This is a genomic window from Citrobacter sp. C348, from assembly GCF_047467975.1.
GTDB lineage: Bacteria > Pseudomonadota > Gammaproteobacteria > Enterobacterales > Enterobacteriaceae > Citrobacter > Citrobacter gillenii.
Genome location: NZ_JASJUJ010000005.1, coordinates 192,841 through 219,060, shown reverse-complemented (window position 1 = coordinate 219,060; position 26,220 = coordinate 192,841). Strand labels below are relative to the sequence as shown.

Annotated in this window: 21 protein-coding genes; 16 read left to right on the top strand and 5 right to left on the bottom strand. The window is 53.4% G+C overall.

Features of this window, described 5'->3' with window-relative positions; translation table 11 throughout:
* Positions 1 to 52: 52 nt before the first annotated feature.
* Both ppnN and queF read right to left on the bottom strand, forming a co-directional pair.
* Positions 53 to 1,417 carry a nucleotide 5'-monophosphate nucleosidase PpnN gene (gene ppnN / locus QNN86_RS12135; RefSeq protein ID WP_181617734.1) on the bottom strand — a complete coding sequence of 455 codons (1,365 nt, stop codon included), beginning with the start codon at positions 1,415 to 1,417 and terminating at the stop codon, positions 53 to 55.
* Positions 1,418 to 1,530: 113 nt separating this feature from the next.
* Complete coding sequence (gene queF / locus QNN86_RS12130) at positions 1,531 to 2,379, bottom strand: NADPH-dependent 7-cyano-7-deazaguanine reductase QueF (protein WP_181617733.1); 849 nt, start codon at positions 2,377 to 2,379, stop codon at positions 1,531 to 1,533.
* Between the two features lie 68 nt (positions 2,380 to 2,447).
* Between queF and syd the strand changes: the two genes are divergently transcribed.
* The 8 genes from syd (at position 2,448) to QNN86_RS12090 (ending at position 10,969) form a co-directional block, all read left to right on the top strand.
* A complete protein-coding gene (gene syd / locus QNN86_RS12125; protein WP_414211165.1) occupies positions 2,448 to 2,993 on the top strand; it encodes a SecY-interacting protein in 546 nt (181 codons plus the stop codon).
* A gap of 634 nt (positions 2,994 to 3,627) precedes the next feature.
* Positions 3,628 to 3,957 (top strand): YqcC family protein, encoded by a 330-nt coding sequence (locus QNN86_RS12120; protein ID WP_279277750.1) that lies wholly within the window; start codon positions 3,628 to 3,630, stop codon positions 3,955 to 3,957.
* On the top strand, positions 3,957 to 4,739 hold the full coding sequence (truC, locus tag QNN86_RS12115; protein ID WP_414211164.1) for a tRNA pseudouridine(65) synthase TruC: 783 nt from the start codon (positions 3,957 to 3,959) through the stop codon (positions 4,737 to 4,739). Before QNN86_RS12120 ends, truC begins: the two co-directional genes overlap by 1 nt.
* Positions 4,740 to 4,758: 19 nt before the next feature.
* Positions 4,759 to 5,208 carry a flavodoxin gene (locus tag QNN86_RS12110; RefSeq protein ID WP_182269251.1) on the top strand — a complete coding sequence of 150 codons (450 nt, stop codon included), beginning with the start codon at positions 4,759 to 4,761 and terminating at the stop codon, positions 5,206 to 5,208.
* 482 nt (positions 5,209 to 5,690) lie between these two features.
* Positions 5,691 to 7,049 carry a galactarate/glucarate/glycerate transporter GudP gene (gene gudP / locus QNN86_RS12105; protein WP_182269252.1) on the top strand — a complete coding sequence of 453 codons (1,359 nt, stop codon included), beginning with the start codon at positions 5,691 to 5,693 and terminating at the stop codon, positions 7,047 to 7,049.
* Positions 7,046 to 8,386, top strand: a complete 1,341-nt coding sequence (locus QNN86_RS12100; protein ID WP_279277754.1) for an enolase C-terminal domain-like protein — start codon at positions 7,046 to 7,048, stop codon at positions 8,384 to 8,386. Before gudP ends, QNN86_RS12100 begins: the two co-directional genes overlap by 4 nt.
* Before the next feature lie 21 nt (positions 8,387 to 8,407).
* Positions 8,408 to 9,748: a glucarate dehydratase gene (gene gudD, locus QNN86_RS12095; protein WP_135911480.1), complete on the top strand. Its 1,341-nt coding sequence runs from the start codon at positions 8,408 to 8,410 to the stop codon at positions 9,746 to 9,748.
* A gap of 78 nt (positions 9,749 to 9,826) precedes the next feature.
* Entirely contained in the window at positions 9,827 to 10,969 is a 1,143-nt protein-coding gene (locus tag QNN86_RS12090; protein ID WP_414211163.1) for a glycerate kinase, read from the top strand.
* An 88-nt stretch (positions 10,970 to 11,057) separates the two neighbouring features.
* Here the strand turns inward: QNN86_RS12090 and barA are convergent, their stop codons facing one another.
* A complete protein-coding gene (gene barA / locus QNN86_RS12085; protein WP_414211162.1) occupies positions 11,058 to 13,814 on the bottom strand; it encodes a two-component sensor histidine kinase BarA in 2,757 nt (918 codons plus the stop codon).
* Positions 13,815 to 13,871: 57 nt separating this feature from the next.
* Between barA and rlmD the strand changes: the two genes are divergently transcribed.
* The 5 genes from rlmD to eno all read left to right on the top strand — a co-directional run bounded on the left by rlmD (position 13,872) and on the right by eno (position 21,634).
* On the top strand, positions 13,872 to 15,170 hold the full coding sequence (rlmD, locus tag QNN86_RS12080) for a 23S rRNA (uracil(1939)-C(5))-methyltransferase RlmD (RefSeq protein WP_414211161.1): 1,299 nt from the start codon (positions 13,872 to 13,874) through the stop codon (positions 15,168 to 15,170).
* 98 nt (positions 15,171 to 15,268) lie between these two features.
* Positions 15,269 to 17,503: a GTP diphosphokinase gene (gene relA, locus QNN86_RS12075; RefSeq protein ID WP_279277757.1), complete on the top strand. Its 2,235-nt coding sequence runs from the start codon at positions 15,269 to 15,271 to the stop codon at positions 17,501 to 17,503.
* A 95-nt stretch (positions 17,504 to 17,598) separates the two neighbouring features.
* On the top strand, positions 17,599 to 18,390 hold the full coding sequence (gene mazG / locus QNN86_RS12070; protein ID WP_117343141.1) for a nucleoside triphosphate pyrophosphohydrolase: 792 nt from the start codon (positions 17,599 to 17,601) through the stop codon (positions 18,388 to 18,390).
* 224 nt (positions 18,391 to 18,614) lie between these two features.
* On the top strand, positions 18,615 to 20,252 hold the full coding sequence (gene pyrG, locus QNN86_RS12065; RefSeq protein WP_096755904.1) for a glutamine hydrolyzing CTP synthase: 1,638 nt from the start codon (positions 18,615 to 18,617) through the stop codon (positions 20,250 to 20,252).
* Between the two features lie 83 nt (positions 20,253 to 20,335).
* Entirely contained in the window at positions 20,336 to 21,634 is a 1,299-nt protein-coding gene (eno, locus tag QNN86_RS12060; protein WP_096755905.1) for a phosphopyruvate hydratase, read from the top strand.
* Positions 21,635 to 21,689: 55 nt separating this feature from the next.
* Here eno and QNN86_RS12055 read toward each other — a convergent pair whose 3' ends face one another.
* A complete protein-coding gene (locus QNN86_RS12055) occupies positions 21,690 to 22,514 on the bottom strand; it encodes an SIS domain-containing protein (RefSeq protein ID WP_182269257.1) in 825 nt (274 codons plus the stop codon).
* A gap of 165 nt (positions 22,515 to 22,679) precedes the next feature.
* Here QNN86_RS12055 and QNN86_RS12050 point away from each other — a divergent pair, with 165 nt between their 5' ends.
* The 3 genes from QNN86_RS12050 (at position 22,680) to queE (ending at position 25,668) form a co-directional block, all read left to right on the top strand.
* Positions 22,680 to 24,236: a PTS transporter subunit EIIC gene (locus tag QNN86_RS12050; RefSeq protein ID WP_414211159.1), complete on the top strand. Its 1,557-nt coding sequence runs from the start codon at positions 22,680 to 22,682 to the stop codon at positions 24,234 to 24,236.
* Positions 24,236 to 24,925, top strand: coding sequence for a putative N-acetylmannosamine-6-phosphate 2-epimerase (locus QNN86_RS12045; RefSeq protein WP_182269259.1), 690 nt, complete (start codon positions 24,236 to 24,238; stop codon positions 24,923 to 24,925). The genes QNN86_RS12050 and QNN86_RS12045 overlap by 1 nt, the downstream gene beginning before the upstream one ends.
* Positions 24,926 to 24,996: 71 nt before the next feature.
* A complete protein-coding gene (gene queE, locus QNN86_RS12040) occupies positions 24,997 to 25,668 on the top strand; it encodes a 7-carboxy-7-deazaguanine synthase QueE (protein WP_414211158.1) in 672 nt (223 codons plus the stop codon).
* A 92-nt stretch (positions 25,669 to 25,760) separates the two neighbouring features.
* Here the strand turns inward: queE and queD are convergent, their stop codons facing one another.
* On the bottom strand, positions 25,761 to 26,123 hold the full coding sequence (queD, locus tag QNN86_RS12035; RefSeq protein WP_096755909.1) for a 6-carboxytetrahydropterin synthase QueD: 363 nt from the start codon (positions 26,121 to 26,123) through the stop codon (positions 25,761 to 25,763).
* Between the last annotated feature and the right edge of the window lie 97 nt (positions 26,124 to 26,220).

Below are 26,220 nucleotides of genomic sequence, written 5' to 3'. Positions count from 1 at the left end.
TGATATGGACAAATCTGTCACCGCAGTAGCCGCAGCTACCGGGCGTTAAACGTCAGGCGCAGATTTCGTAGCAAGGAATGTAGGCCGAACCCGGCAACTTCATGCGGTGCTGTGCAACAAAGCCCTGCAGCAGGTCGTCCATGCGGCGCATCATCTCGCGATCGCCGTGGATCTTGTAAGGCCCAAACTCTTCAATGGCGCGAATACCGACTTCCTTGACGTTACCCGCGACGATGCCGGAAAACGCACGACGCAGGTCTGCCGCCAGTACTTCAACCGGTTGATCGGGGTACAGCTTCAGGTTCGCCATGTTTTCATGAGACGGTTCAAACGGCATCTGCAAATCAGGTGCAATGCGAATCGACCAGTTAAAGCTGTAGGCATCACCGGTGTCGCGGCGATTCTCTTTCACCAGCGGCATCGCTTTTTTCATCAGGCGAGCCACTTCAGAAGCATCGTCAATGATAATGCGGTAGTGGCGGCGCGCGTCTTCACCCAGCGTGTGGACGATAAATTCATCCAGCACGCGGAAGTAGTCCGCACTCTCTTTTGGTCCCGTCAGGATCAGTGGCAGAACTTGATCTTTGTTCGCCGGGTTCATCAGGATCCCTAACAGGTACAGCAGCTCTTCCGCCGTTCCTACGCCGCCAGGGAAAATGATAATGCCGTGGGCAATACGCACAAACGCTTCCAGACGTTTTTCAATGTCCGGCATGATGATCAGTTCGTTGACCAGCGGGTTAGGCGGCTCGGCGGCAATGATTGACGGCTCCGTCATGCCGATAAAACGACTGTCGCGGTAACGCTGCTGGGCATGACCGACGGCTGCACCTTTCATCGGCGCTTCCATCGCCCCCGGACCGCAGCCGGTGCAGATGTTCAGTTCACGCAGGCCCAACTGGGTGCCGACGCGACGAGCGTACAGGTACTCATTTTCGTTAATGGAGTGACCGCCCCAGCAAACCACCATGTTCGGTGCTTCACCGACGTGCAGTGCCCGGGCGTTGCGCAGGATGGAGAAGACGAGGTTGGTAATATGAACCGAGCTTTCGAGATCCAGACGTTGAAAACGCCCGGCATTATGGATCTGACCGTTAACGAAAAGAATGTCGCGCAGGACGGCAAACAGGTTGGCCTGCAGCGCACGAATAATGCGTCCATCAACAAACGCGTCTTCAGGCGGGTTAATCAGTTCCAGCTTCACGCCACGCTCGCGGCGCAGTACGTTAATGTCGAAACTTTCAAAGCGAGACAGCAGCTCTTTGCTGTTGTCGGTCAAACTCCCGGAGTTCAGGACGGCAAGCGAACAGTTACGAAACAGTTGATACAGGTCGCTGCTGGCCGTGCGTTTAAGCATATCGACTTCCAGCTGCGACAACATGTCCATTGAGCCAAGCGGGCTAATATGTGTAATCAAGTAAACTCCTTATGGGACGCAACACGTCATTCCCTGTTGATTACAATAGCTCTGGCTTATGACCTTTCACAACCTTGCGCGCGGAATCCGGCACGCAAAATTGAGAAATAAAGTTACTGACGCACCAGTCTGCCGATGGCAGGGACAAAATCGGTGTTGGTTCGCCATGGATTAATGTCCAGACCGCCGCGTCGCGTGTAGCGGGCGTAGACGCTCAGCTTTTCCGGCTGACAGAAGCGTAGAATGTCATTGAAAATGCGCTCCACGCACTGCTCGTGAAACTCATTATGGTGGCGGAAGGAGACCAGATAACGCAGCAGCTTCTCCCTGTCGATTTTGCGTCCACGATACTGAATTTGTATGGAGCCCCAGTCGGGCTGGTGGGTGATCAAACAGTTGGATTTCAGCAGATGGCTGACTAGCGTTTCTTCCACTGCTTTCTCGCCGCTTGTGGCGTTCTCCAGATAATCTGTGGTGAACTGGTAGTTATCGATGACAATATCCTGGTCATCGATGCAGGTGCCATTGAAATGAGCAATCGGCTGCCCTTCCAGCTCGTCGATACGGTACAGCGCCACGTGAACATCGCCTTCGGCGCAGGCGCGCAAATCGTGTTCCAGCGTTTGGCGAACGGCATCCCATGAATCAAAGCGGGTCTGGTTAAAACTGTTCAGATACAGCTTAAAGCTTTTTGATTCAATCAGATTCACGCTGGTGTAGTCTAATTCGACATGCCCGACGGCAACCTGCGGTAAGCCATTGGCATTTAGCCATGACAGTTCATACAGCGTCCAGATATCGGCGCCATGAAAAGGAAGATTATCGGCCTTTAAATCCAGCGGGTCGCGGTTCAGGCTACGCGGAACGCCCTGCAACAAACTGGCATCGTAATTGTCCCGGTAATCTGTTGATTTACCGAGGGTCAGGCCGTCAAGCGCCTGATGGTTTTCATAAGAAGACATGTTTCACCGTCATAAACCAGATACACTATGCGTCAAGTGTATCCTGGCTTTTGTGAAGAGAGAAATCAGTGGACGAATTGACTGCGCAGGCGTTAACGGCCTTTACGACACGCTATTGCGATGCATGGCATGAGAAAAATAACAGCTGGCCTCTCAGCGAAGAATTATATGGCGTACCTTCCCCATGCATTATTTCCACGACCAGCGATGCCGTGTACTGGCAACCTCAGCCGTTTGTGGGCGAAACGAATGTAAACGCGGTTGAACGCGCCTTTGATATTGTGGTACAACCCGCCGTTCACGCTTTTTATACCACCCAATTTGCCGGGGACATGCGCGCGCAGTTTGCCGATGAAAAGCTCACGCTGCTGCAAACCTGGAGCGAAGATGACTTCAGGCGCGTTCAGGAAAACCTGATTGGCCATTTGGTCACGCAAAAGCGGCTCAAGCTCTCGCCGACGCTGTTTATTGCGACACAGGAAAATGAACTGGATGTCATTTCGGTGTGTAACCTGTCCGGGGAAGTGTGCAAAGAAACGCTGGGGACTCGTAAACGTACGGTGCTGGCGGCCTCTCTTGCGGATTTCCTGACTCAACTTAAGCCAGTTCTGTAATCCATTTTGCCCGCATACGTGTGAGAGATCTCTTACAAACCCTGTAGGAGATCGCCAGGTAATAAGTGAAAGCTTAATGCAGGGCCTTCATAGTAAATGTATGTAATTCAGTTAGTTGATGTTTTATTCTCTGCTTTCATATGAAAAAATCCTTAAAGGAATGTCTGTAAGTGTCTTGTAAGACAACGCGAAACAGGCGATTCTATCTCTGTCGACAAGGAGTCGCACAATGAAGTGAACATCAGGATGATGACACTTCAGCAGGACACACCAGGACGGTGTTGCAAGGACAGGCTTCAGGATGAAGCAAAGAGGAAAACGCCGGATGCGTTAAGGGACACCTCCAGGACGGAGAATGAGAGCCGGGCAGGATGGTCGGTGGGTCAGGATGGCCATGGACACTTCAGGATGAAGTTTTCACATCGGGGTGATGTGAGCAGGATGCAAACGTTCAGGATGAACAGGTCGCAAGACCACTGGAAAAGTTGTCATGGATGAGCAGGGAGCACTAAAAGTAGCTGGAATGCTGCGAAACGAACCGGGAGCACTGTTTTTTTACAGTGCTCCCTTTTTTTATTTCCTGCCCACAAATGCTATTCTTCGCGCCAGATTTTTCATCAATGAGGTTAATTTCATGACGACTCATGACCGTGTGCGCCAGCAACTCCACGCGCTTGAAGCGCTGTTGCGTGAGCATAATCACTGGCGAATGGATGAGCCTGAGGCGCATTTATTTACCAGCACGCAGCCTTTTTGTATGGATACCATGGAGCCGGTTGAATGGCTGCAATGGGTATTGATTCCCCGCATGCATGCCCTGCTGGATAACGCGCAGCCGCTTCCAGAGGCGTTTGCCATCGCACCGTATTACGAAATGGCGCTAACCGCCGACCATCCACAGCGTGAAGTGCTCCTCGCGTCATTACAGGAGCTGGATGCACTGTTTACCAGCGATAAATCCTGATGCTGGAGATCCTTTATCAGGACGAATGGCTGGTTGCCGTTAATAAACCCTCTGGCTGGCTGGTTCACCGCAGCTGGCTCGACCGCGATGAGAAAGTGGTAGTGATGCAAACGGTGCGTGACCAGATTGGTCAGCATGTTTTTACCGTGCATCGCCTCGACCGACCGACATCCGGCGTGCTGCTGATGGGGCTGTCCAGCGAAGCCGGGCGTCTGTTGTCACAGCAATTTGAACAGCATCAAATACAGAAGCGTTATCATGCGATTGTGCGTGGCTGGCTGATGGATGACGCGGTACTGGATTACCCGCTGGTGGAAGAGTTGGATAAAATTGCCGACAAATTTGCCCGTGAAGATAAAGATCCGCAACCTGCGGTCACCCATTATCGCGGACTGGCAACGGTAGAAATGCCGGTGGCTACCGGACGTTATCCAACGACTCGCTACGGACTGGTAGAGCTTGATCCTAAAACCGGTCGTAAACACCAGCTTCGGCGACATCTGTCCCATCTACGCCATCCGATTATTGGCGACAGTAAGCACGGCGATTTGCGGCAAAACCGCAGTGCGGCGGAGCATTTCGGCTGCCAGCGCTTAATGTTGCATGCCAGCCAGCTTACGCTTACCCATCCGTTCACTGGCGAGCCGTTGGTGATTCGCGCGGGTCTGGATGACGTCTGGATGCAGGCGCTATCGCAGTTTGGCTGGCGTGGACTTCTCCCTGAGAATGAAAGGGTTGAGTTCAGCGAGCGGTCAGGTCAGGATGAGCAAATAGATTCTTAAGTCCCTGGAGAAAAAGGTTATGGCGGAAATTGGTATTTTTGTCGGCACGATGTACGGAAACGCGCTGTTGGTAGCCGAAGAGGCTGAAGCTATCCTTACCGGACAGGGCCATAAGGCTACGGTGTTTGAGGATCCAGAGCTGGCGGACTGGCAGGCGTATCAAGACAAATTCGTCCTGGTGGTGACCTCAACGACCGGGCAGGGCGATCTTCCGGACAGCATTGTGCCACTGTTTCAGGGGATCAAAGATAATCTTGGTTTCCAGCCAAATCTGCATTATGGCGTGATCGCACTTGGCGACAGCAGCTACGTTAACTTCTGCAACGGCGGAAAACAGTTCGACGCGTTGTTGCAGGAACAAAGCGCGCAGCGCGTGGGTGAGATGTTGTTGATTGATGCCAGCGAGCACCCTGAGCCGGAAAGTGAATCCAATCCCTGGGTAGAACATTGGGGAACTCTCCTGTCTTGAGGCTTCCCCTCCCCCCTACCGGGAGGGTGTCCTGCTTGTGCCAGCAAGCAAAAAGAACGACCTGGCCATATCCTAATAAAACTGAATCGTGTTAGCTTCGGGCAAATGCCTGTAAAAACCTTCATTTGAAAGTGGTTTTACAGGCGTTTTCATAGGATCAAGCGACCCGTTTCACACTCCTTTCTTTTCCGTCCTGATATTTCCTTATTCAACCCTCTGGTTTTCATTTCCGTGAAGTCGCTTCCAGTCACCAGGGCTTTTGCCACAAACAGGCTTGGTGTGTGCACGAAATACTGTGTTGTTGCACGGTGAGTGTTTCCTGCCTGCTTTTTATACTCCTCATGCCAGTTATAAGAAAATGCAGCATGCAAGGCGAACAACCTCCAAAAAAGCTGCCTATACACCAAACGTTACCTCTGACCCCTACCGGTTTTGCAATTCAGAGTGAGCGAATAAAAACGCGAAAATTCAGGAGTGCAACAATGAGTTCATTAAGTCAGGCGGCGAGCGGCGCGGAAAAGCGCACTAATGCTCGCTACTGGATAGTGGTGATGCTGTTTATCGTCACATCCTTCAACTATGGCGACCGCGCCACCTTATCCATTGCCGGTTCGGAGATGGCCAAAGATATTGGCCTCGATGCTGTCGGTATGGGTTACGTTTTCTCTGCATTCTCATGGGCCTATGTTATCGGCCAGATCCCCGGCGGCTGGTTGCTCGACCGCTTTGGTTCTAAACGTGTCTACTTCTGGTCCATCTTTATTTGGTCCCTGTTTACCCTGCTGCAAGGCTTTGTCGATATCTTCAGCGGCTTTGGCATTATCATCGCGCTGTTTACGTTGCGATTCCTTGTCGGTTTAGCCGAAGCGCCTTCCTTCCCCGGCAATAGTCGCATTGTGGCGGCGTGGTTCCCGGCGCAGGAGAGGGGCACGGCGGTGTCGATTTTTAACTCCGCACAGTACTTTGCCACCGTTATCTTCGCGCCGATCATGGGTTGGCTGACTCACGAAGTGGGCTGGTCGCACGTGTTCTTCTTTATGGGCGGCCTCGGGATCGTTATCAGCTTCGTCTGGCTGAAAGTAATTCACGAACCTAACCAGCACCCGGGCGTGAACCAAAAAGAGCTGGATTACATCGCCGCTGGTGGCGCGCTGATCAACATGGATCAGGCGGCAGCGAAAACGAAAGTCCCGTTCAGCGTGAAGTGGGGACAAATTAAGCAGTTGATTGGTTCTCGCATGATGGTGGGGATCTACATCGGCCAGTATTGCATTAACGCGCTGACCTACTTCTTTATCACCTGGTTTCCAGTTTACCTGGTGCAGGCGCGCGGCATGTCGATTCTGAAGGCCGGTTTTGTGGCGTCGGTTCCGGCTATCTGCGGCTTTGTGGGCGGTGTGCTCGGCGGGATTATTTCCGACTGGCTGATGCGTCGTACCGGATCGCTGAATATCGCGCGTAAAACGCCAATCGTCATGGGGATGCTGTTGTCGATGGTGATGGTGTTCTGTAACTACGTCAACGTGGAGTGGATGATCATCGGTTTTATGGCGCTGGCCTTCTTTGGTAAAGGCATTGGTGCGCTGGGCTGGGCAGTCATGGCGGATACCGCGCCGAAAGAGATCAGCGGCCTGAGCGGCGGTCTGTTCAATATGTTCGGTAACATTTCCGGTATCGTCACGCCGATTGCCATCGGCTACATCGTTGGCACCACGGGGTCGTTCAACGGCGCGCTGATTTACGTCGGGGTGCATGCGTTGATCGCGGTGCTGAGCTATCTGGTGCTGGTGGGCGATATTAAACGTATCGAACTGAAACCTGTCGCAGGACAATCATCATGACAACACAATCGAGCCCCGTTATCTCCGACATGAAGGTTATTCCGGTGGCCGGGCATGACAGCATGTTGCTCAACATCGGCGGGGCGCATAACGCGTATTTTACCCGCAATATCGTGGTACTGACCGATAATGCCGGGAATACCGGCGTCGGTGAAGCGCCGGGCGGTGAAGTGATTTATCAGACGCTCCTTGACGCCATCCCGATGGTATTAGGCCAGGAAGTCGCCCGTCTGAACAAAGTGGTGCAGCAGGTGCATAAAGGCAACCAGGCCGCTGACTTTGACACCTTCGGTAAAGGCGCCTGGACCTTTGAGCTGCGGGTTAATGCGGTAGCTGCGCTGGAAGCAGCGCTGCTCGACCTGCTGGGCAAAGCGCTCAACGTGCCGGTCTGTGAACTGTTAGGGCCGGGCAAGCAGCGCGATGCGGTCACCGTGCTGGGCTATCTGTTCTACGTAGGCGATCGCACGAAGACAGATTTGCCGTATCTGGAGACGACGCCGGGCAACCATGACTGGTATCACCTGCGTCATCAGCACGCGATGAACAGCGAGGCGGTAGTGCGCCTGGCGGAGGCCTCGCAGGACCGCTACGGTTTTAAAGATTTCAAACTCAAGGGCGGCGTGCTGCCCGGTGAGCAGGAAATTGAGACCGCCCGTGCGCTGAAAAAACGTTTCCCGGATGCACGTATTACGGTCGACCCTAACGGCGCCTGGCTGCTGGATGAGGCTATCTCATTGTGCAAAGGGCTGAACGATGTGCTGACCTACGCTGAAGATCCGTGCGGTGCGGAACAAGGGTTCTCGGGTCGCGAAGTGATGGCAGAATTCCGCCGCGCGACTGGTCTACCTGTGGCGACCAACATGATCGCCACTAACTGGCGCGAAATGGGCCACGCGGTGATGCTGAACTCCGTCGATATTCCGCTGGCCGATCCGCACTTCTGGACGCTTTCTGGTGCGGTGCGCGTGGCACAGTTGTGCGACGACTGGGGGCTGACCTGGGGCTGTCACTCGAACAACCACTTCGATATTTCGCTGGCGATGTTTACCCATGTGGGCGCTGCTGCGCCCGGCAAGCCGACGGCGATTGATACCCACTGGATCTGGCAGGAGGGCGACTGCCGCCTGACCAAAAATCCGCTGGAGATTAAGCACGGAAAAATTGCGGTTCCGGACGCCCCTGGGCTGGGCGTGGAGCTGGACTGGGAACAGGTTAACAAGGCCCATGAAGCCTACAAGAGACTGCCCGGCGGCGCGCGTAATGATGCGGGTCCGATGCAGTACCTGATCCCTGGATGGACCTTCGACCGTAAACGCCCCGTTTTCGGCCGCCACTAGATTTTGAATAAGGACTTTATTATGAGCACACAATTTACGACCCCCGTTGTTACCGCCATGCAGGTGATCCCGGTTGCGGGCCACGACAGTATGCTGATGAACCTGAGCGGCGCACATGCCCCGTTCTTCACACGTAATATTGTGATTATCAAAGATAACTCTGGTCATACCGGTGTCGGCGAAATCCCTGGCGGCGAGAAAATCCGCCAGACACTGGAAGATGCGATTCCACTGGTAGTGGGTAAAACGCTCGGTGAATATAAAAACGTGCTGAACGCGGTACGTAACCAGTTTGCCGATCGCGATGCCGGCGGGCGCGGTTTGCAGACCTTCGATCTGCGTACCACTATTCATGTGGTTACCGGTATTGAAGCGGCAATGCTTGATCTGCTGGGCCAGCATCTGGGCGTCAACGTCGCGTCTCTGCTGGGTGATGGACAGCAACGTAGCGAAGTCGAAATGCTCGGCTATTTGTTCTTCGTCGGCAACCGTAAAGCGACGCCGCTGCCGTATCAGAGCCAGCCAGATGAAAAATGTGACTGGTATCGCCTGCGTCATGAAGAAGCAATGACCCCGGATGCGGTGGTGCGCCTGGCGGAAGCGGCGTATGAGAAATATGGTTTCAACGACTTTAAACTGAAAGGCGGTGTGCTGGCAGGGGAAGAAGAGGCGGAATCGATTGTGGCGCTGGCGAAACGCTTCCCACAGGCACGAGTGACGCTGGATCCTAACGGTGCGTGGTCGCTCAATGAAGCCATTAGCATCGGTAAATATCTGAAAGGCTCTCTGGCCTATGCAGAAGATCCGTGCGGTGCCGAACAGGGCTTCTCCGGGCGTGAAGTGATGGCGGAATTCCGTCGCGCGACCGGACTGCCGACGGCCACCAACATGATTGCTACTGACTGGCGTCAGATGGGACATACGCTGTCGCTGCAATCCGTTGATATCCCGCTGGCGGACCCGCATTTCTGGACCATGCAGGGTTCGGTGCGTGTGGCGCAGATGTGCCATGAGTTCGGTCTGACCTGGGGCTCACACTCCAACAACCACTTTGATATCTCGCTGGCAATGTTCACTCACGTGGCGGCAGCGGCACCGGGCAAGGTCACCGCCATCGATACCCACTGGATCTGGCAGGAAGGCAATCAGCGCCTGACCAAGGAGCCGTTTGAAATCAAAGGCGGCATGGTACAGGTTCCGGCAAAACCGGGTCTGGGCGTAGAGATCGATATGGATCAGGTAATGAAAGCCCACGAACTGTATCAGCAACACGGCTTGGGTGCGCGTGATGATGCCATGGGAATGCAATATCTGATCCCGAACTGGACGTTTGATAACAAGCGCCCGTGCATGGTTCGCTAAGCGTTATGCCGGTTCTGACAGGAACCGGCACTTCTTCAGGTGTATGATTAACAGAATCAACATGCATAAGGACGGCTTATGAAAATAGTCATTGCTCCGGACTCTTACAAAGAGAGTCTGAGTGCGCTTGAGGTAGCAACTGCGATTGAGCTGGGTTTTCGTGAGATCTGGCCTGAGGCGGATTACGTCAAGATCCCGGTTGCCGATGGCGGCGAGGGAACGGTTGAAGCGATGGTTGCCGCAACCGCAGGACGCCTTGTTCATGTTGATGTTACAGGCCCTCTGGGGAGCCGTGTTCAGGCATTTTATGGTTTATCGGGCGATAGGCGTTCGGCATTTATTGAGATGGCTGCAGCCAGCGGGCTGGCGCTGGTACCCGTGGGTTCACGTGACCCGCTAAAAACCACCTCCAGAGGAACCGGAGAGCTGATACGTCACGCGCTGGACGCGGGCGTGGAGCATATCGTCATTGGCATTGGCGGTAGCGCAACCAACGATGGCGGCGCGGGGATGGTGCAGGCGCTGGGTGCAAGATTACTGGATGCGCAGAATAACGATATTGTCCACGGTGGTGCGGGGCTGGAAGCGCTTGCCGGGATTGATATCTCGCAGTTAGATGCGCGCCTTGCCGCGTGTCGAATCGAAGTAGCCTGCGACGTGACGAACCGGCTTACCGGTAAAGAGGGCGCGTCGGCGGTATTCGGCCCGCAAAAAGGGGCCACGCCGGAAGTGGTTGCCCGTTTGGATCGAGCGTTAACTCACTATGCTCAGCTGATCTCACGCGACCTGGACGTTAACGTTCTGGAACTGGCTGGCGGCGGTGCCGCCGGGGGCATGGGCGCGGCGCTGTATGCATTTTGCGGCGCACAGTTGCGTAGCGGTATTGAGATCGTGACCGATGCGTTACATCTTGATGCCTGGGTTGCAGATGCCGATTTAGTGGTGACCGGTGAAGGGCGTATCGACAGCCAGACCATACATGGCAAAGTCCCCGTTGGTGTAGCGAACGTTGCGAAGCGTTATAACAAACCGGTTATCGGTATTGCCGGCAGCCTGACCCCGGATGTGGGCATTGTGCATGACCATGGTATTGATGCTGTTTTTAGCGTGATTTATACCATCTGTACGCTGGAAGATGCGCTGAAGAATGCGAAAGAAAATGTCCGCATGACGGCACGCAACGTGGCTGCAACCCTCAATGCAGGGCAGCAGTTACGTTGAATGCCTTTGGCATAACACGCTTTGGCAAATGCCCGATGGCGCTTCGCTTATCGGGCCTACGGCAAATATTGAAACCTGTACGCCGCCATCATCCTAAAATACGCTTCGCTTCGCGTGCCACGTTGTCCATCTCATCAAGCAGCTCTAAAAACTCAGGCTCTAGATCTTCTTCCTGGGTTCCACTGCGCAGTTGTTGTTCGATGAGCTGGCACAGGTTCTTCATGCGTGGAACGCCGCTGTAGCCGCAGCTGCCGTGCAGTTTGTGGATCAAATCAACCAGCCCTTCCGGGTTTTCACCGACCAGCTGTTCCTCGATTTTATTACGCACCTCCGGCAGAAAATCGATCAGCATTTGCAGCATATCGCGCGCCAGATTATTTTTTCCGGCGGCTTGCCGCAACGCCAGCTGCCAGTCGAGCGTCGTGTTCGGGTTGACCACCGGTTCAAGAGGCTCTGCGGCAATAGCCCGGATGGCTGTGCCAGTACCAGGTTTGTAGCGCAGCAGCAGATTGTGCAGCTTCTCTTCTTCAATCGGTTTTGCCAGATAGTCAGTCATCCCGGCGCTGAGGAGTTTCTCTTTTTGCCCGGCCATGGCGTGTGCGGTAACCGCAATCACCGGCGTCTGCTGTTGATGAGGGAGTTGATGGATCAGTTCACAGGCGCGAATACCGTCCATATCCGGCATCTGAATATCCATCAAAATCAGATCAAACTGCATCTGTTTGGCGCGATCCACCGCCTGATGCCCGCTGTCGCAAAGTTCGACGTGGCGTACCATATCTTCCAGTAATGCGCCGATCAGTTTGAGATTCGCCGGGTTGTCATCTACCGCCATGACGGTCATCGCAATTTTGCTCTCGTCGACCAGCAACGGCTCGGTGCTTTGGTTCAGATGACAATACTCCGTCAGGGCTGGTAGCAGGCGGGTTGACGTGAGCGGTTTTAACAGACACGCCGCAGCGCCGCCTTGTTTTAATTTCTCAGCGTTAATCTGCGCATGGCAAGGCAGCGCCAGTAACAGGAAGTCGGTCATTGCCCGGGCGCTTGCCAGCCGTTCATGCTGCATGGTGAGCGGCTCGCGCAGCGTCACCGGTACGCCAAGCAGCAGAATATCGTAGTGTTCCGCCGGCAACGCGGAGAATGACGGGCTATAAATTACCTCCAGCGGCGTTTCGCTCAGGATATCCAGCGTACATTGTGCCGCATTGGCGTTGGGTTCTACGTAGGCCAGTCGTTTGCCGGCCAGACAGCGGGTAGGGGAGCGTTCACTGAGTACGTTAGGATTGAGGTCAAGGCTGATGTGGAACCAGAAGGTTGATCCACGATTGGGCTGACTGTGGAAGGAGATATCCCCGCCCATTTCGTTGACCAGTTTTTGCGTAATCACCAGGCCCAGCCCGGTGCCGCCGTGGCGTCGCGAAATACTGGCATCCGCCTGGCGGAAGGCCTGGAACAGGCGCGACTGATCGCGTTCCGGAATGCCGATACCGGTATCGCGGATTTGCACTTCAATCTGCACTTTGGTGTTACTGAGGGCGCGTTTCTCCACCAGGATATCGATATTGCCGCTCTCGGTAAATTTGATGGCATTGCCGACCAGATTGGTGATGACCTGCTGCAAACGCAGTGGATCGCCAATCACATTGTCTGGCACGTCGTTCTTGATATTGAGCGTTAGCTCCAGCCCTTTATCATGGGAGGAGTGCGCCAGCAGCGTCACCACATCGTCCAGCGTGCTGCGTAGCGGGAACGGGATACTTTCCAGAATCAACTTGCCTGCTTCCAGTTTGGAGAAGTCGAGCACGTCGTTGATGATGGCCAGCAAATTGTTGGCGGAGCGTTCAATGGTATTCAGGTGATCGCGCTGGGTGGTGTTCAACTCGGTTTTCAGCGTCAGGCGGGTAAAGCCAATCACGCCATTGAGCGGCGTACGCAGCTCATGCGACATGTTTGCCAGAAACTCGGATTTGATACGCGCCGCTTCCTGGGCGCGTTTCTTCGCCAGATCCAGCTCAACGTTCTGGATCTCCATCTGCTCCAGCGTTTCGCGTAGGTCAGACGTGGCCTGATCGATATTGTGCTGCATCTCTTCATGGTAGGCCGCCAGCGACATCGCCATCGAGTTGATGCCGTTTTTCAGCATATCCAACTCGCCCAGCATGAAGCCTTCTACTCGACTGTCGAGCTGCCCTCGTCGTATTCGGTCAACGGTATTCACCATGTTGCGGATAGGGCCGGTCACGTCGCGCATCAGACGCCAGCCAAAAATTAACGCAATACCGATGCAAAACAGCATCATCACGGTTGAAATAAAGATTTCTTTGTACTGCTGTAGCCGCACCGATTTAAGATCTAACTCAAGCGCCACGTACCCCAGCATATTTTTTGTGTTTTTCGCGTCGCTGACCGCAGACTCATCCGGAGAATAACTTTCCGATATAATTGGGGTGCGCAGGATCATAATATCCCCCTGGCGGATGACGCTCAGTTTTCGGGGAAACGGCGCACCGGCAGGCAGCTGCATTTCTGATGGATCGAGATGGAAATTTGACGTGACGAACAGCCGATTATTTTCATCATAGACCGAAATCGCCCGCACAATTTCGGAATGGCGACGGTGCAGCACGCTGATAAGCTGGCCGATAGACTCCCGATTTTGTAGGTTCATGCCATATTCGCTGGAGACTGCGAGTGGCTCAATGATGCTGGCACCAGCATCTTCCAGTTGACGCTGCAAGTCGTTATAGCGATGCACAACAAAAAAGATACTGAGCAGCAAACCTATCAGGACGGTCGGTGCCAGGATCAGAATCATCATGCGAGCGCGCAGGCTGTAGTTGGTCATGGAGTTCCGTTATGGGACAATTAGGGTCACACTGTTAAATAGAGAAAACTCTCGTCGATGGCGCAATTCTACTCTGCAAAACGACGCGTGACGACGCGTCAGATCATAACCGTTACCGTCAATGACCTCGATCCTTTTGGTCAGGGCGTCGCTCGCCATAACGGGAAGACACTGTTTATACCGGAATTACTGCCCCAGGAAAGCGCTGAGGTGACAATCACCGAAGATAAAAAACAGTTTGCCCGCGCGCAAGTCAAACGTCGTTTAAACGACAGCCCAGACCGTGAAGTGCCACGTTGCCCACACTTTGGCGTATGTGGTGGCTGCCAGCAGCAGCATGCCAGCATTTCTTTACAGCAACGTAGCAAAAGCGCGGCGCTGTCACGCTTAATGAAATGTGAAGTGTCAGAGGTTATTGCCGACACGCCATGGGGCTATCGCCGTCGTGCGCGTTTAAGCCTGAACTATCGGGCGAAAGAAAAGCAGTTGCAGATGGGGTTTCGTAAATCTGGCTCCAGTGACATTATCGACGTGAAGCGGTGCCCCGTTTTGGTGCCCCAACTTGAGGCGCTGCTGCCTGAAATCAGGGCATGCCTGGAAAGTCTGCAAGGGTTACGCCATCTTGGTCATGTTGAATTAGTGCAGGCTGGCAACGGTACGGTGATGATATTGCGCCATACGTCGCCGCTAAATACTGCTGATAAAGAAAAACTGGAATGCTTTTCGCATTCTCAGGGACTGTCTTTGTTTCTGGCCCCGCAAAGCGAGATACTGGAACGCGTTTCAGGAGAATCACCCTGGTATGACTCAAATGGGCTACGTTTAACCTTCAGCCCGCGCGATTTTATCCAGGTGAATGCCGGGGTAAATCAACAGATGGTTGCCCGAGCGCTGGAATGGCTGGATGTTCAACCTGAAGATCGGGTGCTCGATCTGTTTTGCGGCATGGGGAATTTCACGCTACCGCTGGCAACCCGTGCGGCAAGCGTGGTGGGCGTTGAAGGCGTGCCTGCGCTGGTGGATAAAGGCCGCGAGAACGCCCTGAATAACGGATTACACAATGTGACATTCTTTCATGAGAATCTTGAGGAGGATGTCACCCGGCAGCCGTGGGCAAAGAACGGATTTGACAAAGTTTTACTCGATCCCGCGCGTGCAGGTGCTGCAGGCGTGATGCAACATATTATAAAATTAAAACCGGGTCGCGTTGTTTATGTATCCTGTAATCCTGCTACGCTGGCTCGTGACAGCGAAGCGTTACTCAACGCGGGATACACCCTTCAGCGACTGGCGATGCTCGATATGTTCCCGCACACCGGACACCTGGAGTCAATGGTCCTGTTTGAGCATAGGTAATGAATCTTATACCCACTGGATTTTGGCGCGCAGTAGCCTGAAACCCAATGGGTACGGCTTGTCGACTTCGACAGGCCAGGCCCCTAAAGGAGAGGACGATGGTTGCGGTAAGAAGTGCACATATTAATAAAGCTGGTGAGTTTGATCCCAAAAAATGGATCGCCAGTCTGGGGATCACCAGCCAGCAGTCGTGTGAACGCTTAGCCGAAACCTGGGCGTATTGCCTGCAGCAGACACAGGGGCATCCGGATGCGGAGTTGCTGTTGTGGCGCGGTGTGGAGATGGTAGAAATTCTCTCTATGCTGAGTATGGATATGGACACGCTGCGGGCCGCTATGCTTTTCCCTCTGGCGGATGCCAACGTGGTCAGCGAAGACATCCTGAGCGAGAACGCGGGGAAGTCCATCGTCAATCTTATCCATGGCGTGCGTGATATGGCGGCGATACGTCAGCTGAAAGCCACGCATACCGATTCGGTCTCTTCCGAACAGGTTGATAACGTCCGCCGCATGCTGCTGGCCATGGTCGACGACTTCCGCTGTGTGGTCATTAAATTAGCGGAGCGTATCGCGCACCTGCGCGAAGTCAAGGACGCACCAGAAGACGAACGTGTACTGGCGGCAAAAGAGTGCACTAATATTTATGCGCCGCTGGCCAATCGATTAGGTATCGGGCAGTTAAAATGGGAGCTGGAAGATTACTGCTTCCGCTACCTGCATCCGGAAGAATACAAGCGAATCGCCAAGCTGTTGCACGAACGCCGTATCGACAGAGAACACTACATTGATGAGTTCGTCGGTCACCTGCGTTCAGAGATGAAAATCGAAGGCGTGAAGGCCGAGGTGTACGGTCGTCCGAAACACATCTACAGCATCTGGCGCAAAATGCAGAAAAAGCAGCTGGCTTTTGATGAGCTGTTCGATGTGCGCGCCGTGCGCATTGTCGCCGAGCGGTTACAGGATTGCTATGCCGCACTGGGGATAGTACATACTCACTATCGGCATCTGCCGGACGAGTTCGATGATTACGTCGCGAATCCCAAACCCAACGGTTATCAATCAATCCATACGGTTGTGTTGGGGCCGGGTGGTAAAACCATCGAAATCCAGATCCGCACTAAACAGATGCACGAGGATGCCGAACTGGGCGTCGCGGCGCACTGGAAGTACAAAGAAGGTACCGCTTCAGGTGCAGCGCGTTCGGGTCATGAAGACCGAATTGCCTGGCTGCGTAAGCTGATCGCCTGGCAGGAAGAGATGGCAGACTCCGGTGAGATGCTCGATGAAGTGCGTAGCCAGGTCTTTGATGACAGAGTTTACGTCTTTACGCCAAAAGGCGATGTGGTGGACTTACCGGCGGGCTCGACGCCGCTTGATTTTGCTTACCATATCCATAGTGATGTCGGTCATCGCTGTATTGGTGCCAAAATTGGTGGGCGCATTGTGCCGTTTACCTACCAGTTGCAGATGGGCGATCAAATTGAAATCATCACCCAGAAGCAGCCAAACCCAAGTCGCGATTGGCTGAACCCTAACCTCGGGTACGTGACCACCAGCCGTGGGCGCTCCAAGATCCATGCCTGGTTCCGCAAGCAGGATCGCGACAAGAATATCCTCGCGGGCAGACAAATCCTTGATGATGAACTGGCGCACTTAGGCATTAGCCTGAAAGAAGCCGAAAAGCATCTGCTGCCCCGCTACAACTTCAATGAGCTGGAAGAGCTGCTGGCGGCGATTGGCGGTGGGGATATCCGTCTTAACCAGATGGTGAACTTCCTGCAATCGCAGTTTAACAAGCCGAGCGCCGCCGAGCAGGATGCCGCCGCGCTGAAGCAGTTGCAGCAGAAAACGCATGCGCCACAAAACCGCCGTAAAGATGATGGTCGCGTGGTGGTTGAAGGGGTAGGTAACCTGATGCACCACATCGCACGCTGCTGCCAGCCGATTCCTGGCGATGAGATTGTGGGGTTCATCACCCAGGGGCGCGGTATTTCCGTGCACCGGGCGGATTGCGAACAGCTGGTAGAACTGCGTTCTCATGCGCCGGAGCGTATCGTCGATGCGGTTTGGGGCGAAAGCTACTCGGCGGGGTATTCGCTGGTGGTCCGCGTCCAGGCCAACGATCGTAGCGGTTTATTGCGCGATATCACCACCATTCTCGCCAATGAGAAGGTGAACGTGCTGGGGGTTGCCAGTCGTAGCGATACCAAACAGCAGCTTGCCACCATCGATATGACCATCGAAATCTATAATCTGCAGGTGCTCGGGCGCGTACTTGGCAAGCTCAATCAGGTGCCGGATGTGATCGACGCGCGTCGTCTGCACGGTAATTAATCATTTGTAGGCCGGATAAGGCGTGCCGCCATCCGGCAATATCACCATGCCCGATGGCGCTTTGCTTATCGGGCCTACGTTTTCAGGATCTTGTAATGAATCAAATCGACCGACTGCTCGGTATTATGCAGCGCCTGCGCGACCCGGAAAACGGCTGTCCGTGGGATAAAGAGCAGACTTTCGCCACCATCGCCCCCTATACCCTCGAAGAAACCTATGAAGTGCTCGATGCCATTGCGCGTGAAGACTTCGACGATCTGCGCGGAGAGTTGGGGGATTTACTGTTCCAGGTGGTGTTTTACGCGCAGATGGCGCAGGAAGAAGGGCGCTTTAATTTTGATGATATTTGTGCGGCCATCAGCGATAAACTTGAACGCCGTCATCCGCATGTTTTTGCCGATGTTTCCGCCAGCAACAGCACTGAGGTGTTAACCCGTTGGGAGCAAATTAAAAGCGAAGAACGTGCGCAGAAAGCCCAACATTCCGCATTGGACGATATTCCCCGTAGTTTACCGGCGCTGATGCGCGCTCAAAAAATCCAGAAACGCTGCTCAAATGTTGGTTTTGACTGGAAGACGTTAGGACCAGTGGTCGACAAGGTTTATGAAGAGATCGACGAAGTGATGTTCGAAGCGAAGCAGGCCGTCGTCGACCAGGCTAAACTGGAGGAGGAAATGGGCGACCTGCTGTTTGCCACGGTCAATATGGCCCGCCATTTAGGCACAAAAGCCGAAACCGCATTACAGAAAGCGAACGAAAAATTTGAGCGACGTTTTCGTGAAGTTGAACGGATTGTTGCTGAACGCGGTCTGGAAATGACTGGTGTTGATCTGGAAACTATGGAAGAAGTCTGGCAACAGGTAAAACGCCAGGAAATTGATCTCTAAGGGGTTTCGTCGGTCAAGGGCGATTTGTGTGATTTTTTAAATAACAAGCGATTGATTTACGTCAAAAACATTTACCCCAAAGGGGCTATTTTCTCACTCCCGATGTTAATGTGAGCCTGGTGAAGAGGAGGAATAATGAAAGTTTGTGGCGCTCGCCATGTTCGGGTATACTACTTTCCCGTCTTGGTAATTCCATCGTTTCACCCTAACTTCTCAGGTCCAGCATGACAACGAACTATATTTTTGTGACCGGCGGGGTCGTATCCTCTCTGGGAAAAGGCATTGCCGCAGCCTCCCTGGCAGCCATTCTTGAAGCCCGTGGCCTCAATGTAACCATGATGAAACTGGATCCGTACATCAACGTCGATCCAGGTACTATGAGCCCAATCCAACACGGGGAAGTGTTCGTTACCGAAGACGGCGCTGAAACCGATCTGGACCTGGGTCACTACGAGCGTTTCATCCGTACCAAAATGAGCCGCCGCAACAACTTCACCACCGGTCGTATTTACTCTGACGTTCTGCGTAAAGAACGCCGTGGCGACTATCTGGGCGCAACCGTTCAGGTTATCCCGCACATCACGAATGCGATCAAAGAACGCGTTCTGGAAGGCGGTGAAGGTCATGATGTTGTTCTGGTCGAAATCGGTGGAACCGTTGGGGATATCGAATCTCTGCCGTTCCTTGAAGCGATTCGCCAGATGGCCGTAGAAATTGGCCGCGAACATACGCTGTTTATGCATCTGACGCTGGTTCCCTACATGGCAGCGGCAGGTGAAGTCAAAACGAAACCGACTCAGCACTCTGTAAAAGAGCTGCTTTCTATCGGTATCCAGCCAGATATTCTGATTTGCCGCTCCGATCGTGCTGTTCCGGCTAATGAACGTGCAAAAATTGCATTGTTCTGTAACGTCCCGGAAAAAGCGGTGATTTCTCTGAAAGATGTCGATTCTATCTATAAAATTCCAGGCCTGTTGAAATCTCAGGGGCTGGACGATTATATTTGTAAACGATTCAGCTTGAACTGTCCGGAAGCAAATCTGTCAGAATGGGAACAGGTTATCTACGAAGAAGCTAATCCGGCAGGCGAAGTGACTATCGGTATGGTCGGCAAGTACATTGAGCTGCCGGATGCCTATAAGTCAGTTATCGAAGCGCTGAAGCACGGTGGTCTGAAGAACCGTGTCACCGTCAACATCAAGCTGATCGATTCGCAGGATGTTGAAACGCGCGGTGTTGAGATCCTGAAAGGTCTCGACGCTATCCTGATCCCAGGCGGCTTCGGCTACCGTGGTGTTGAAGGTAAAATCGCGACGGCACGCTTTGCGCGTGAGAACAATATTCCTTATCTGGGCATTTGCCTGGGTATGCAGGTAGCGTTGATTGAGTTTGCTCGTAACGTCGTGGGTATGGACAACGCCAACTCCACGGAATTTGTGCCAGACTGTAAGTACCCGGTGGTGGCCCTGATTACCGAATGGCGTGATGAAGACGGCAACGTCGAAGTCCGTACCGAGAAGAGCGATCTGGGCGGCACGATGCGCCTTGGTGCGCAGCAGTGTCAGCTGGACGACGAGAGTCTGGTGCGTAAGCTGTACGGCACGCCGACAATTGTTGAACGCCATCGCCACCGCTACGAAGTCAACAATATGCTGTTGAAACAAATTGAAGCTGCGGGTCTGCGTGTTGCAGGCCGCTCCGGTGATGATCAGTTGGTCGAGATCATTGAGGTACCGAATCATCCGTGGTTCGTGGCCTGTCAGTTCCACCCGGAATTTACTTCCACGCCACGTGATGGGCACCCGCTGTTTGCCGGCTTTGTGAAAGCCGCCAGTGAACATCAGAAGCGTCAGGCGAAGTAAGTAAAAAGTTAGAACGGCAATGCACCCATCCGGGTGCATTGTTTGTCTGGAGTTTTAGTTTAACTTGTACTGAGGAAAACCTAATGTCCAAAATCGTTAAAATCATCGGTCGTGAAATCATCGACTCCCGTGGTAACCCGACTGTTGAAGCCGAAGTACACCTGGAAGGTGGTTTCGTTGGTATGGCAGCAGCTCCGTCAGGTGCTTCTACTGGTTCCCGCGAAGCACTGGAACTGCGCGATGGCGACAAATCCCGTTTCATGGGTAAAGGCGTACTGAAAGCGGTTGGCGCGGTAAACGGCCCAATTGCTCAGGCTCTGCTGGGTAAAGATGCTAAAGATCAGGCTGGCATCGACAAGGTAATGATCGATCTGGACGGTACTGAAAACAAATCCAACTTCGGTGCAAACGCCATTCTGGCTGTGTCCCTGGCGAACGCTAAAGCAGCAGCTGCTGCTAAAGGCCTGCCGCTGTATGCGCACATCGCTGAGCTGAACGGTACTCCGGGCAAATTCTCTATGCCGGTTCCGATGATGAACATCATCAACGGTGGTGAGCATGCTGACAACAACGTCGACATCCAGGAATTTATGATTCAGCCGGTTGGCGCTAAATCCCTGAAAGAAGCCGTACGTATGGGTTCTGAAGTGTTCCACAACCTGGCTAAAGTTCTGAAAGCCAAAGGCATGAACACTGCAGTTGGTGACGAAGGTGGCTACGCGCCGAACCTGGGTTCCAACGCAGAAGCTCTGGCTGTTATTGCTGAAGCGGTTAAAGCAGCAGGCTACGAGCTGGGCAAAGACATCACTCTGGCGATGGACTGTGCAGCATCTGAATTCTACAAAGACGGTAAATACGTTCTGGCTGGCGAAGGCAACAAAGCATTCACCTCCGAAGAATTCACTCACTTCCTGGAAGAACTGACCAAACAGTACCCGATCGTGTCCATCGAAGATGGTCTGGACGAGTCTGACTGGGATGGTTTCGCATACCAGACTAAAGTACTGGGCGACAAAATCCAGCTGGTTGGTGACGATCTGTTCGTAACCAACACCAAGATCCTGAAAGAAGGCATCGACAAAGGCATCGTTAACTCCATCCTGATCAAATTCAACCAGATCGGTTCTCTGACCGAAACTCTGGCTGCGATCAAAATGGCGAAAGACGCTGGCTACACGGCTGTCATCTCTCACCGTTCTGGCGAAACTGAAGACGCAACCATCGCTGACCTGGCTGTTGGTACCGCTGCAGGCCAGATCAAAACCGGTTCTATGAGCCGTTCTGACCGCGTTGCTAAGTACAACCAGCTGATTCGTATCGAAGAAGCGCTGGGTGAACAAGCACCGTACAACGGTCGTAAAGAGATCAAAGGTCAGGCGTAATCCTGTTCTTTAGCTCTTAACGTAAAAACCCGCTTCGGCGGGTTTTTTTATGGCTTTAAAGTAGCAGTGGCAGTGTCGCACTGGCGGTTTGCTGACTCACATCGCTGTACTTTTCATCCAGCGCGATAAGCGATGTGGTGAGCAATTCAACTAATAACATTACGCCCACTTTGGCATTGAGTGCCCCGGCGCTTAGCGGCCCTTCGGGTTTGGCTGCAACCAGCTGGATATCACTCAGTGAAGCCAACGGGCTGCGCGGCGTGTTGCTCAGCGCCAGGACGGGGACGCCATGCTTACGCGCCAGTTTAACGACATGAAGCAAATCGCGAGTGGAGCCTGAACTGGAAATTGCCACCACCAGCGAGTCTTTGGAAAGCGTAGTGGCATTCATGGCGGCGCGATGCATGTCGCTGAACAGCTGTGCGGGCTTGCCCAGACGCAACAGTTTGTAATGTAAATACTCTCCCAGAATGGCGCTGGCCGCTACGCCATAAATCTGTACCGACTGAGCCTGATGCAGCGCAAGAGCCGCAGCTTCCAGTAATCCCCTGTCGAGCAATTTTGCCGTGTCCTGCAGCGCTTGCACGGATTCATTGACCACATTGTCAATTTCATCGCCGCTGTGTTCGATCGGCTGTCCGTGCTGGAGATCAAGCGCCAGCGCCATCTTAAATTCGTTATAGCCCTTACATCCCAGCGCGCGGCACAGACGCGTGACGCTGGCCTCGCTGGTGTCGCTTTCACGTGCCAGTTCAGTAATCGTCAGATAGACAACTTTTGCCGGATCGCTCAGCACAAACTCACCCAGCTTCTGCTGTGTACGGCTGTATCCGTCTACGCCCTGGCGCAGTCTCAGCAGCAGGTTTTCATTTTCTGGCATGCAAAATCCTTAATACGTTTCTCTGACGATAGTGTGGCGGAAAGCGGGGGAGAGATGCCAGTCATTTCAAAAAAGTATGATCGACTTCCCGAGTTTTGATGATAATTTTCATTTTATAAATTATTTATGATAAAAATTTTCACCAATTGTCGGGGGAATGAAAAAATGATGAATATGTTTAGCGGCGCGTCGTCAGGGACGTGGTTTGAAAAGGCACAGCGGTTTGGTAAATCGTTCATGCTGCCAATTGCGATATTACCTGCTGCGGGGCTGTTACTGGGTATTGGTGGTGCATTATCAAACCCTAACACGTTGACGGCTTACCCGTTTTTAGATGTTGACGGGTTGCAGGCTATCTTCACTATCATGACCAGCGCGGGGTCCATTGTGTTTGCTAACCTGTCGGTGCTGTTTGCGGTTGGTGTAGCAGTGGGCCTGGCGAAGACGGATAAAGGCACTGCGGGGCTTGCCGCGCTGCTGGCGTTTTTGGTGATGAATGCCACTATCAACGCTTTGCTGATCCTGAATGGGACGCTGGCGCATGAGAACCCGGGGGCTGTTGGTCAGGGAATGACGCTGGGTATCCAGACGCTGGAAACGGGCGTGTTTGGTGGTGTAGTGATAGGTCTTGTCACCTGCGCACTGCACAATCGCTTTAATAAAGTCTCGCTACCGCAGTTTCTTGGTTTCTTTAGCGGCTCGCGCTTTGTCCCGATCATTAGCTCGCTTGCGGCGATTGCAGTGGGTGCGGCGATGACGGTGGTCTGGCCCCATTTCCAGAAACTCATATTTGGACTGGGTGGCCTTGTTGATGCAACGGGTTATCTGGGGACGCTGCTGTACGGTTTTATCCTGCGTATGCTCGGTCCACTGGGTCTGCACCATATCTTTTATCTGCCATTCTGGACGACCGCGCTCGGTGGCAGTGAAATTGTTAACGGCCAGTTGGTTGAAGGCACGCAGCGTATTTTCTTTGCCCAGCTTGCCGATCAGAACACTCAGCAGTTCTATGTGGGTACCTCGCGCTTTATGTCCGGGCGCTTCATTACCATGATGTTCGGTCTGCTTGGGGCATGTCTGGCGATGTACCACACCGCGAAGTCAGAGAACAAAAAAGTTGTCGCGGGTCTGCTACTGTCCGCTGCGCTGACTTCCTTCCTGACCGGCATCACTGAGCCGATTGAGTTCTCCTTCCTGTTCGTGGCACCTGTCTTATACGTCATTCACGCCTTCTTCGATGGCCTGGCATTTATGATTGCCCATATTTTACATATCACCATCGGGCAAACCTTCTCGGGCGGACTGATCGATTTCATCCTCTTTGGCGTATTGCAGGGCGAAGCGAAAACCAACTGGATGTACGTGCCGATGGTGGGCGTGCCGTGGTTCTTCCTGTACTACTTTACCTTCCGCTATTTGATCAACCGCTTTGGCTGGCTGACGCCGGGCCGTGAGAACGCAACGTTAGTCGAAAACGCGTTGCCTCAAAGCGAACGAGCCGCAGCTGTGGTTGCTGGACTGGGTGGCAAAGAGAATCTGGAAGAGGTGGATTGTTGCGCCACGCGATTACGCGTGACGGTGAAAGATGGTAGCAAGGTTGATGAAGCCGCACTGAAAGCAACCGGGGCGCGTGGCGTGATTATTCGTGGCAATGGTGTTCAGGTGATTTATGGCCCGCACGTCACCATTATCAAAAATGAAGTTGAAGAGATTTTATCGTAATGAAAACTGTACTGGATTCGCTGAAAGGTAAGTTAATTGTCTCCTGTCAGGCGCTGGAAAATGAGCCTCTGCACAGCCCGTTTATCATGTCACGGATGGCATTGGCGGCAGCACAGGGAGGGGCTGTCGGTATCCGTGCGAACAGCGTTGTGGACATTCGCGCCATTAAAGAAAGCGTCGCACTGCCGATCATTGGGATCATCAAACGTGATTATCCGGGTAGCGACGTGTTTATCACCGCCACTATGAAGGAAGTGGATGAGTTGATGACCGTTGAGCCGGAAATTATTGCCCTTGATGCGACTGCGCGCCCGCGTCCCGGTGGGCAAACGCTGGAAGAACTGGTCACGCAAATCCGCGCACGCTACCCATCTGTGCTGTTGATGGCGGACATCGCCAGTGTAGACGAAGCCGTTACCGCCGAACGACTGGGTTTTGACTGCGTGGGGACGACGCTTTATGGCTACACGGCAGAGACGCGTGGGCATGTGCTTGCGGATAACGACTGCGGTTTTTTACGCGAGGTATTGGCTGCAGTTAGCCTGCCGGTAGTGGCAGAGGGGAATGTCGACACCCCCGAGCGGGCTGCACACTGCCTGGCATTAGGCGCACACACCGTAGTGGTTGGGGGGGCGATCACCCGTCCGCAACAAATAACGGCACGCTTTGTCACGGCGATCGCCTCGTAAAGCAACGATCGGGCATGATACTTTGGCGGGGATCTGCGATAATTATCGTTTATCCCCACATTGAGAAGACTATGCAGTACCCGATTAATGAGATGTTCCAGACCCTGCAAGGTGAGGGTTATTTTACCGGCGTCCCCGCCATTTTTATTCGTTTACAGGGATGCCCGGTTGGCTGTGCCTGGTGCGATACCAAACACACCTGGGATAAGCTTGAGGATCGGGAAGTCTCGCTTTACAGCATCCTGGCCAAGACTAAAGAGAACGATAAATGGGGCGCGGCGAGCGGCGAAGATCTGCTGGCTGTGATTCAGCGTCAGGGCTATACCGCCCGTCATGTGGTGATCACCGGGGGTGAACCCTGCATTCACGACCTGATGCCGCTGACCGACTTGCTGGAAAAGAATGGCTTTAGCTGCCAGATTGAAACCAGCGGCACGCATGAAGTCCGCTGTACGCCGAACACCTGGGTGACTGTCTCTCCCAAGGTGAATATGCGCGGCGGCTATGACGTGTTATCTCAGGCGCTGGAACGCGCCAATGAAATCAAGCACCCGGTGGGGCGTGTTCGCGACATTGAAGCACTGGATGAACTGCTGGCGACGTTGACCGATGATAAGCCGCGCATCATTGCTTTACAGCCGATCAGTCAGAAGGATGATGCCACGCGCCTGTGTATTGATACCTGCATTGCGCGTAACTGGCGTCTGTCGATGCAAACGCATAAATATCTGAATATTGCCTGATAAATTTTGCCGGGTGCGCTTCGCTTGCCCGGCCTACGCTTGTAGATACGTGTAGGCCGTATAAGGCGCTCCGCCATCCGGCAATGACTGAATCATTCGCCGCGATAGACGCAGCCCGCCGTGCAGGTCTCTTTTACCATCACCGCGCTCAGCAGCGGAACCAGCGGTTTCATCTCATCCCAGATCCACTTCGCCAGTACTTCACTGGTCGGATTCTCAAGACCTGGAATATCATTCAGATAGTAGTGATCAAGGCGATTGTACGTCGGCTTAAATGCCGCTTTTAACTCGGAAAAGTCCATAATCCAACCGGTATGGGGATCGACTTCACCCGTAATTTCAAGACGCACCATAAATGAGTGACCATGCAGGCGGCCACATTTGTGCCCTTCTGGTACGTGCGGCAGGTGGTGAGCGGCTTCGAAGGTGAAATCTTTAAACAGGGTGGTGGACATTATCTACTCTCAAGAATGCAAAAAACCGCCGTAGGGTACCTTATAATACGAATTTTATCATTAGTTAAACGGGCGCTGAGTATCCTGACAGTGCATT

Coding starts and splice junctions, on each gene's coding strand:
- relA (WP_279277757.1), top strand. CDS start 15,269: ATGGTTGCGGTAAGAAGTGCACATATTAATAAAGCTGGTGAGTTTGAT.
- truC (WP_414211164.1), top strand. CDS start 3,957: ATGCTGGAGATCCTTTATCAGGACGAATGGCTGGTTGCCGTTAATAAA.
- pyrG (WP_096755904.1), top strand. CDS start 18,615: ATGACAACGAACTATATTTTTGTGACCGGCGGGGTCGTATCCTCTCTG.
- queF (WP_181617733.1), bottom strand. CDS start 2,379: ATGTCTTCTTATGAAAACCATCAGGCGCTTGACGGCCTGACCCTCGGT.
- QNN86_RS12090 (WP_414211163.1), top strand. CDS start 9,827: ATGAAAATAGTCATTGCTCCGGACTCTTACAAAGAGAGTCTGAGTGCG.
- QNN86_RS12120 (WP_279277750.1), top strand. CDS start 3,628: ATGACGACTCATGACCGTGTGCGCCAGCAACTCCACGCGCTTGAAGCG.
- rlmD (WP_414211161.1), top strand. CDS start 13,872: ATGGCGCAATTCTACTCTGCAAAACGACGCGTGACGACGCGTCAGATC.
- gudD (WP_135911480.1), top strand. CDS start 8,408: ATGAGCACACAATTTACGACCCCCGTTGTTACCGCCATGCAGGTGATC.
- barA (WP_414211162.1), bottom strand. CDS start 13,814: ATGACCAACTACAGCCTGCGCGCTCGCATGATGATTCTGATCCTGGCA.
- QNN86_RS12045 (WP_182269259.1), top strand. CDS start 24,236: ATGAAAACTGTACTGGATTCGCTGAAAGGTAAGTTAATTGTCTCCTGT.
- QNN86_RS12100 (WP_279277754.1), top strand. CDS start 7,046: ATGACAACACAATCGAGCCCCGTTATCTCCGACATGAAGGTTATTCCG.
- QNN86_RS12110 (WP_182269251.1), top strand. CDS start 4,759: ATGGCGGAAATTGGTATTTTTGTCGGCACGATGTACGGAAACGCGCTG.
- QNN86_RS12055 (WP_182269257.1), bottom strand. CDS start 22,514: ATGCCAGAAAATGAAAACCTGCTGCTGAGACTGCGCCAGGGCGTAGAC.
- eno (WP_096755905.1), top strand. CDS start 20,336: ATGTCCAAAATCGTTAAAATCATCGGTCGTGAAATCATCGACTCCCGT.
- mazG (WP_117343141.1), top strand. CDS start 17,599: ATGAATCAAATCGACCGACTGCTCGGTATTATGCAGCGCCTGCGCGAC.
- queD (WP_096755909.1), bottom strand. CDS start 26,123: ATGTCCACCACCCTGTTTAAAGATTTCACCTTCGAAGCCGCTCACCAC.
- queE (WP_414211158.1), top strand. CDS start 24,997: ATGCAGTACCCGATTAATGAGATGTTCCAGACCCTGCAAGGTGAGGGT.
- gudP (WP_182269252.1), top strand. CDS start 5,691: ATGAGTTCATTAAGTCAGGCGGCGAGCGGCGCGGAAAAGCGCACTAAT.
- QNN86_RS12050 (WP_414211159.1), top strand. CDS start 22,680: ATGATGAATATGTTTAGCGGCGCGTCGTCAGGGACGTGGTTTGAAAAG.